Annotated in this window: 1 protein-coding gene and 1 pseudogene; both read left to right on the top strand. The window is 70.7% G+C overall.

The genetic code is table 11. The features are described 5' to 3' along the window. Nucleotides 1-12: 12 nt before the first annotated feature. A pseudogene (locus ACGFWI_RS38685) lies at nucleotides 13-180 on the top strand (hypothetical protein); the annotation flags it as partial. Nucleotides 181-276: 96 nt separating this feature from the next. After that, nucleotides 277-5,523: SDR family NAD(P)-dependent oxidoreductase (locus ACGFWI_RS38680; protein ID WP_393910753.1), on the top strand; the 5,247-nt coding region annotated here is incomplete at its 3' end.

The following is a 5,523-nucleotide window of genomic DNA, read 5'->3' as shown; positions in this document are numbered from 1 at the left end:
TCGCTGGCCGCGATGCCGTGGCTGGCCGATCACGCGGTCCACGGCACGGTCCTGCTGCCGGGTACGGCGTTCGTGGACCTGGCGGTCCACGCCGGTGATCTGGCTGGGTGCGGCATGCTGGAGGAGCTGACGCTCCAGGAGCCGCTGGTCCTTCCCGGTTCCGGTGGCGTGCAGTTGCAGGTCCATGTCGGTGACAGTGACGGCGACAGTGGTCGGCGGACGGTGATGGTCTCCTCCCGAGAGGGAGAGGGCGAGTGGGTTCGGCACGCGGTCGGCGTGCTGGCTCCTGCCGGCAGTGAGCCTGCCCCCGCCCCGCTGGGTGCCTGGCCCCCGGCCGGTGCGGAGTCGGTTCCGGTCGACGATGCCTACGAAGGCTTTGCCCAGCGCGGTTACGGCTACGGGCCGGCGTTCCAGGGCCTGCGTCAGATGTGGCGGGCCGGGGACACCGTCTACGCCGAGGCCGAACTGCCCGAGGGTATTGACTCCGATGCGGCCGGGTTCGGTCTGCATCCCGCTCTGCTCGACGCCGCCCTGCACAGTCTCCTGGTCGCCAGTGATGGTGTGCCGTTCGCGTGGTCGGGGGTGCGGCTGCTGGCGGGCGGTGCACGCCACCTGCGAGTGGTCTTGGCCCGCGGGGCGGGCGGCGTCTCGGTGACAGCGTTTGACGCTGTCGGTCAGCCGGTATTGGAGGCCCGGTCGCTGGCATTGCGTGAGATTCCGGCTGGTCAGTTCGCTGGGTCTGGTCGGCAGGTGCGGCAGTCGCTGTTCACGGTGGACTGGGTCCCGCTGCCGGTGCCGCAGGACTCTGACGCCGCCGCAGTGCAGTGGGTGCGGCACGGCCAGTCGGTCGAGTCTGAGTTGCCTCCGGTGGTGGTTGCTGCGGTTCCGGCTGCTCCGTCGGGGGCGTCGGCGCCGCAGGCGGCTCAGCTGGCTGCCGCGACGGTGCTGGGCTGGGTGCAGCAGTGGCTCGCCGACCCCGAGACCGACAACGCGCGGTTGGTGATCTGGACCCAGGGCGTAGCCGCCGGGCAGGACCTGGCCTCCGCAGCGGTGGCAGGCTTGGTCCGCTCCACGCAGTCCGAGCACCCGGGCCGTCTGCTGCTGGTCGATGTCGACCCGGCGGCCGGCCTGGACCCTGGTCACGACGCTGACGTGGACGCTGTCCTGGCTGTGGCACTGGACGCCGGCGATCCCGAGGTCTGCATCCGTCCCGCTACTGACGGCGGGGGAGTCGCGGCGTTCGGTCGACGGCTGGTCCGGGCCGGTGTGTCCGGTGAGTTGGTGCTGCCGGGTGGTTCGGGGTGGCGGGTTGAGGTGGCTCAGCCGGGTGACCTGGGCAGTGCGGCTGTTGTCGATGCTCCCGAGGTGGGCGCGGCGTTGTCGGCGGGTCAGGTCCGGGTTGGTCTGCGTGCGGCGGGTGTGAACTTCCGCGACGTGGTGACCGGGCTGGGGATGGTCACGGACAACAGAGGTCTTGGTGGGGAAGGCGCCGGGGTCGTGCTGGAGACCGGTCCTGGAGTGAGCGATCTGACGGTGGGTCAGCCAGTCATGGGTCTGGTGCCCGGTTGGGGGCCGGTCGGGATTGTCGACAGCCGGTTGGTGGCCGCCATCCCGCAGGGTTGGTCTTTCCAGCAGGCTGCGGCGGTGCCGGTAGGGTTCCTCACCGCGTTCTACGCGTTGCGGGATCTGGCCCGAGTCCGTCCCGGGCAGCGAGTCCTCATCCACGCCGGGACCGGTGGTGTGGGTACGGCTGCGGTGCAGTTGGCAAAGGCATGGGGGTTGGAGGTCTTCGCGACTGCCAGCCCGGCCAAGCAGTACGCGTTGCGGGCCATGGGCGTGGCTGACACCCACATTGCCTCGACCCGGGACCTGGCTTTCTGCGAGCGGTTCCTGGCCGTGACCGGTGGCGAGGGTATGGACGTGGTCGTCAACGCGCTGGCCGGGGAGTTCACGGACGCGTCGCTGCGGCTGCTGCCGCGCGGTGGCCGGTTCGTCGAGATGGGCAAGACCGACATCCGGGACCCCGAGCAGGTTGCTCAGTCCTACCCGGGAGTGGTCTACCAGGCGTTCGACCTGATGGACGCGGGCGAGCCGCGAGTCGCGGAGATGCTGGCCGAACTCGGGGCGATGTTCGAGGCGAGGACGCTACAGCCGCCCGCAGTGACGTGTTTCGAGCTCTCCCAGGCTGTGGCGGCGCTGCGGTATCTGCAGGCCGCCCGGCATCTCGGCAAGGTCGTACTGAACGTCCCCGCCGAGTGGGACCCGCAGGGCACCGTCCTGGTCACGGGTGGGACAGGGACGCTGGGTGGGGAGTTGGCCCGGCACCTGGTGGACGTCCGTGGCATGCGGCATCTGCTGCTGATGTCGCGGCGGGGCCCGGCCGCGCCGGGAGTTGCCCGTCTGGTTGCGGAGTTGGCGCAGTCGGGTGCGGAGGTGCGGGTGCAGGCCGGCGACGCCGCCGACCGCAGCGCCCTCGCCTCGGTGTTGGCGAAGATCGGGGCTGAGCGGCCGCTGACCGCGGTGGTGCACGCCGCCGGTGTGATCGACGACGCCACCGTGGAGTCGCTGACACCGCAGCGCATGGCGACCGTCCTGGCGGCCAAGGCTGATGCGGCCTGGAACCTGCACGAGCTGACCGAGGGCGCGGGCCTGGCCGGCTTCGTCCTGTACTCCTCGGCCGCAGCTGTCATGGGCAGTCCGGGGCAGGGGAGTTACGCCGCGGCCAACGCGTTCCTGGACGCGCTGGCCGCCTACCGCCGCGACCGGCACCTGGCTGGTCAGTCGCTGGCCTGGGGCCTGTGGGCCCAGACCTCGGAGATAACCGGGCAACTGGCCGGCGCTGACCTCTCCCGTCTGCGCCGTGGCGGTGTCCAGCCGCTGACGACCGAGCAGGGCCTCGCGTTGTTCGACGCTGCTACTGCGTTGGGTGCGCCGTTGGCGGTCCCGGCCCGACTGGACCTGACCGCGTTGTCACGCGCTGCAGGGCCAGTGCCTGCGCTGCTGCACGGCCTGGTTGCCGGTGGTGTCTCCGCGCGCCCTTCGGCGGCCGTGGCTGCCGTCGTGGGCGGCTTGGCGGCGCGGTTGGCCGCGCTTGCCCCCGCCGAGCGTGAGCAGGAAGTCCTGCAGATCGTTCGGTCTGCCACCGCTGTTGTCCTGGGTCATGCCCGACCTGGGGACGTCGATCCCCAGCGGGCCTTCCGCGACATGGGCATCGACTCCCTGACCGGGCTGGAACTCCGCAATCGACTCGCTGCTGAGACGGGCCTGAGCCTTCCCGCCACCCTGATCTTCGACCACCCGACACCGGTGGAGCTCGCCCGGTATCTGGTCGCAGAGGTGTGCGGGACCGACGGGGTGGCCGCCGTATCTGCGGTCCGCGTCGGCACGGACGAGCCGGTGGCGATTGTCGGTATGGGTTGCCGGTTCCCGGGCGGGGTCGAGGACCCGGAGGGTTTCTGGCAGCTGGTCGCCGGAGGGTCCGATGCGATGTCGGGCTTCCCGGTGAACCGTGGCTGGGAGACGCCGGGCCTGTCTGAGTCCGGTGATGCGGGCACGGGTTATGCCCGGGTGGGTGGGTTCCTTGACGGCGCTGGTGATTTCGATGCGGAGTTCTTCGGGATCAGTCCGCGTGAGGCATTGGGGATGGACCCCCAGCAGCGGTTGTTGCTGGAGACGTGCTGGGAGGCACTGGAGGACGCGGGGATCGAGCCGGGTTCGCTCCGGGATTCTGATGCCGGGGTCTATGCCGGAATCATCGCGTCGGGCTACCAGGTTGGGGAGCAGGATCGTGCCGGCGGCTTCGGGATAACCGGGACCACGGCGAGTGTGGCGTCGGGCCGGGTGGCGTACTCGCTGGGGCTGCAGGGTCCCGCGGTCTCGATCGACACGGCGTGTTCCTCGTCGCTGACGGCGATTCACCTGGCCGCGCAGGCACTCCGCTCTGGGGAGTGCGGGATCGCGCTGGCCGGTGGCGTCACGGTGATGGCCACCCCGGGTGCGTTCACGGAGTTCGCGCGGCAGCGAGGACTGGCCGCTAACGGCCGGTGCAAGCCGTTCGCGGATGCCGCTGACGGTACCGGGTGGGGCGAAGGCGTCGGGATGGTGGCGCTGGAGCGGCTGTCGGATGCGCGCGCTCGTGGCCACCGGGTGTTGGCGGTCGTGGCGGGCAGTGCGGTCAACCAGGACGGGGCCAGCAACGGCTTGTCGGCGCCGAATGGTCCGTCGCAGCAGCGGGTGATCCGGGCTGCGTTGGCGAGTGCGGGGTTGCAGCCGGGCGATGTTGATGTGGTGGAGGCGCATGGCACCGGCACCGCATTGGGTGACCCGATCGAGGCGCAGGCGCTGCTGGCCACCTATGGTCAGGACCGGCCGGAGGGCCGGCCGTTGCTGCTGGGGTCGGTGAAGTCGAACATCGGTCACACCCAGGCGGCTGCCGGTGTGGCCAGTGTGATCAAGATGGTGCAGGCGATGCGCCATGGGATGCTGCCCCAGACGCTGCACGTGGATGCCCCGTCTACGCATGTGGACTGGTCGGCCGGGGCGGTGGAACTGCTGACGGCGCCTCGCGAGTGGCTTGAGGGTTCTGGTCCGCGGCGTGCGGGTGTGTCGGCGTTCGGGATCAGCGGCACCAACGTCCACCTGATCCTGGAACAGCCCGCGCAGGACGTCCCTGCCGTGGATGCTCCTGTCCTGGATGGGCTGGACTCTGCGGGTCCGGTGGCGTGGGTGTTGTCGGCGCGGTCTGCTGCGGCGCTGGCTGCGCAGGCGGGTCGGTTGGCGGACTTCGTGGCTGATCGTCCGGAGGTCGCGGTCGGGGATGTGGCGTTGTCGTTGGCGGTGACGCGGACGATGGCGTTCTCCCACCGGCTGGCCGTGATCGGCCAGGACCGTGGCCAGCTGCTGGAGGGCCTGACTGCGGCTGCCGCGGGTCAGGAGGCGCCCGGTGTGGTGACCGGGAGCGTTGGTTCGTTGTCGGTGTCGCGGCCGGTGTTTGTGTTCGCGGGTCAGGGTGCGCAGTGGGCTGGGATGGGCTTGCAGTTGTGGGACGAGGAGCCCGTCTTCGCCGCAGCGATGCAACGCTGTGAGCAGGCCCTGGCGCCGTTCGTCGACTGGCGGTTGCGTGATGTGTTGGGCGATGCGGAGTTGTTGGCGCGGGTGGATGTGGTCCAGCCGGCGTCGTGGGCGGTGATGGTGAGTCTGGCCGAGTTGTGGCGGGTCTGCGGCGTGGAGCCGGCGGCGGTGGTTGGTCACAGTCAGGGCGAGATCGCGGCGGCGTGTGTCGCGGGCGGGTTGTCGTTGGAGGACGGCGCGCGGGTTGTGGCGTTGCGCAGTCGGGCGTTGGCCGGGCTGGCGGGTACGGGCGGGATGGTGTCGGTGCCCGCCGGACTGGAGGAGGTGCGGGAGTGGATCTCCCGCTGGGGCCAGGATCTGTCGGTGGCGGCGGTGAATGGCCCCCGGCAGGTGGTGGTGGCTGGAGACGCGCAGGCATGCGCGGAGTTCGCGGACGCCTACGCCGATCGCGGT

The sequence above is a fragment of the Streptomyces sp. NPDC048434 genome, from assembly GCF_043200375.1.
Taxonomy (GTDB): domain Bacteria; phylum Actinomycetota; class Actinomycetes; order Streptomycetales; family Streptomycetaceae; genus Streptomyces.
The sequence above is the reverse complement of the archived record's forward strand: the minus strand, read 5'-3'. Positions and strand labels throughout refer to the sequence as shown.